General features: G+C 65.5%; 4 protein-coding genes. All 4 read left to right on the top strand.

Annotation, left to right across the window (positions count from 1 at the left end; all coding sequences use genetic code 11):
• A partial coding sequence (locus Q0632_RS07350) for an acyl-CoA dehydrogenase family protein (RefSeq protein WP_298926520.1) occupies positions 1 to 195 on the top strand: 195 nt, incomplete at its 5' end.
• A 23-nt stretch (positions 196 to 218) separates the two neighbouring features.
• Entirely contained in the window at positions 219 to 872 is a 654-nt protein-coding gene (can, locus tag Q0632_RS07345; RefSeq protein WP_298926516.1) for a carbonate dehydratase, read from the top strand.
• A 21-nt stretch (positions 873 to 893) separates the two neighbouring features.
• Positions 894 to 2,723 (top strand): bifunctional isocitrate dehydrogenase kinase/phosphatase, encoded by a 1,830-nt coding sequence (gene aceK / locus Q0632_RS07340; RefSeq protein WP_298926513.1) that lies wholly within the window; start codon positions 894 to 896, stop codon positions 2,721 to 2,723.
• Positions 2,720 to 3,226: a hypothetical protein gene (locus tag Q0632_RS07335; RefSeq protein ID WP_298926508.1), complete on the top strand. Its 507-nt coding sequence runs from the start codon at positions 2,720 to 2,722 to the stop codon at positions 3,224 to 3,226. The genes aceK and Q0632_RS07335 overlap by 4 nt, the downstream gene beginning before the upstream one ends.
• Positions 3,227 to 3,367 lie beyond the last annotated feature (141 nt).

Here is a 3,367-nt window from a genome sequence, read left to right as displayed (position 1 = left end):
GTCATCCTGTGGTGCGCCGAGAAGGCCACCTGGATGGCCGGCGAGGGCATCCAGATCTTCGGCGGCAACGGCTACATCAACGAGTACCCGCTGGGCCGTCTGTGGCGCGACGCCAAGCTGTACGAGATCGGCGCCGGCACCAGCGAGATCCGCCGCATGCTGATCGGCCGGGAGCTGTTCGCCGAGACCATGTAGGCCTTCCAGGCGAAAATAGCCCCATGTCCTCCCTCCAAGACCTGTTTGCCCACAACCGCGCCTGGGCCGCGCAGATGGAGCGCGAGCGCCCCGGTTTCTTCACGAGCCTGGTCAAGCAGCAGACGCCCAAGTTCATGTGGATCGGCTGCTCCGACAGCCGTGTGCCGGCCAACCAGATCACCGGGCTGGAGCCGGGCGAGGTCTTCGTCCACCGCAACGTCGCCAACATCGTCGTGCACTCGGACCTGAACGCGCTGTCGGCCATCCAGTTCGCGGTGGACATGCTCAAGGTGGAGCACATCATGGTGGTCGGGCACTACGGCTGCGGCGGCGTGCTGGCAGCGATGGAGGGAACGCGCATCGGCCTGGCCGACAACTGGATCCGCCACATCCAGGACGTGCGCGACCGGCACCGCCCCATGCTGGACAAGTTGCCCGAAGCCAACCGCGCCGACGCGCTGGTGGACCTGAACGTGATCGAGCAGGTGGTCAACGTCTGCGTCAGCACGGTGATGCTCGATGCCTGGGCGCGCGGCCAGAAGGTCGCCATCCACGGCTGGGCCTTCGGCGTGCATGACGGCCTGCTGCAGGACTTGGCGGTGAACATCACCAGCACCGACGAGATCGAGCCGCTGTACCGCGCGGCGGTCGAACGCGTGGTCGCCGCGCGCAGCTGAAGGCGCGAGCAGAGGCCAGCCGTGTTCCCGCAGCGCCTGGATTCCCCGCTGGCCTACGACATCGCCAAGGCGATGATGGACGGCTTCAACCGCCACTACCGGCTGTTCCGCACGGAGTCGGCACGCGCCAAGCACCGCTTCGAGACAGCCGACTGGCACGGCCAGCAGCGGGCCCAGCGCGAGCGCATCGAGTTCTACGACCTGCGCGTCAAGGAGGCGACCGCCCGGCTGGAAAAGGAATTCAAGGCCCACGAGCAGGCCATGGACGTCTGGCAACAGGTCAAGCTGCACTACATCGGCCTGCTGGTGGACCACCGCCAGCCCGAGCTGGCCGAGACCTTCTTCAACTCGGTCACCACCAAGATCCTGCACCGCACGCACTTCCACAACGACTTCATCTTCGTGCGGCCGGCGGTCAGCACCGAGTACATCGAGAACGACGAGCCGGCGGCCAGGCCGACCTACCGCGCTTACTACCCGACGCGCGACACCCTGGGCGAGACCCTGGTGCGCATCGTCGACAACTTCCAGCTGCAAAAGCCCTTCGAGGACCTGCCGCGCGACGCCGGCTACGTGCTGGCGGCCATCGGCGCGCGCCTGACCCAGGTGACGCTGCGCGCCAACTTCCAGATCCAGGTGCTGTCGTCCCTGTTCTTTCGCAACAAGGGCGCCTACGTGGTGGGCAAGATCATCAACGGCTTCAACGAGGTGCCGTTCGCCCTGCCCATCCTGCATGGCAAGGCGGGGGAGCGGCTGGTGATCGACGCCTGCCTGTTCGGCGAGGACGAACTGCAGGCCCTGTTCTCCTTCGCGCGGGCCTACTTCATGGTCGACATGGAGATTCCTTCGGCCTACGTGCAATTCCTGCGCTCGCTGATGCCGCGCAAGCCGCGCAACGAGATCTACAACGCCCTGGGCCTGGCCAAGCAGGGCAAGACCCTGTTCTACCGCGACTTCCTCTACCACCTGAAGCACTCCAGCGACAAGTTCCGCATCGCGCCGGGCATCAAGGGCATGGTGATGCTGGTGTTCGACCTGCCCTCCTTCCCTTACGTGTTCAAGCTGATCAAGGACTGGTACCCGCCGCCAAAGGACACGACGCGCGAGCAGATCAAGGGCAAGTACCTGCTGGTCAAGCAGCACGACCGAGTCGGGCGCATGGCCGACACGCTGGAGTACAGCGAGGTGGCCTTCTCGCGCGACCGCTTCGAGGACGGCCTGATCGATGAGATCCGCAAGTTCGCGCCCAGCCAGCTGGAGATCGGCGACCGCGACGGTGACGGCCGCGAGGAGGTGGTGATCAAGCACCTGTACATCGAGCGGCGCATGATCCCCCTGAACATCTACCTGCAGGAGGCCTTCGACGCCGGCCTGGCCGGGGCTGCCGACCCGACGCGCGCCGTCCATGCGAAAGAGCAGATCGAGCAGGCGGTGCTCGAGTACGGCAACGCCATCAAGGACCTGGTGGCCGCCAATATCTTCCCCGGCGACATGCTGTGGAAGAACTTCGGCGTCACCCGCAACGGCAAGGTCGTGTTCTACGATTACGACGAGATCGAGTACATCACCGACTGCAACTTCCGCAAGGTGCCGGCGCCGCGCAACGAGGAGGACGAGATGTCGGGCGAGATCTGGTACTCGGTGGGCCCCAGGGACGTCTTTCCCGAGACTTTCGCGCCCTTTCTGCTGGGCAACCCGGCGGTGCGCGAGGTCTTCATGAAGCACCACGCCGACCTGCTGGACGCCGGCTTCTGGCAGACGCACAAGGAGCGCATCGCTGCCGGCTACGTGCACGACGTCTTCCCCTACGAGCGCGACAAGCGCTTTGGCAGCATGGCGGTGCCGGCATGAATGAAGCGGGCGGCATCGCCGGGCGCGACTTCTGGGAGTACGCCAGCTTCGTGGTGACCACGCTGGCCCTGCCGTTCGCCATCGCCTTCTTCGCCTGGGAGCAGCGCAAGGAGCGCGACAACGAGGACGAGGAGGCCTACCAGCTGCTGTCCGACGCCTACAACGACTTTCTCAAGGTGGTGCTGGTCCATCCCGACCTGCAGCTGCGCAGCAACGAACCCCTGAGCAATCCCACGCCCGAGCAAAACGAGCGCATGCTGGTGATCTTCGACATGCTGATGTCGCTGTTCGAGCGCGCCTACCTGGTCGCCTACAAGCCCAAGATGGGCGAGACCGAGCGGCGCCGCTGGAACAGCTGGGACGACTACATGCGCGAGTGGTGCCGCCGCGAGGATTTCCACAACGCCTTGCCGCTGCTGCTCAGCGGCGAAGACCCGCAGTTCCAGACCTATCTGCGCCGCATCGCCCAGGAGGAGCGCGGCGCCCTCATCCAACTGTCCTGAAAGCAAACAAGGAGTATTTGCCATGTCCGATTCCATCGTCATTCTCGGCGCCGCCCGCACCCCCATGGGCGGCTTCCAGGGCGACTTCGCCAGCCTGTCCGCCCACGACCTGGGCGGCGCCGCCATCAAGGCCGCCATCGA

The organism is uncultured Ramlibacter sp. (assembly GCF_936925435.1).
Lineage (GTDB): Bacteria > Pseudomonadota > Gammaproteobacteria > Burkholderiales > Burkholderiaceae_C > Ramlibacter.
The sequence above is the reverse complement of the archived record's forward strand: the minus strand, read 5'-3'. Positions and strand labels throughout refer to the sequence as shown.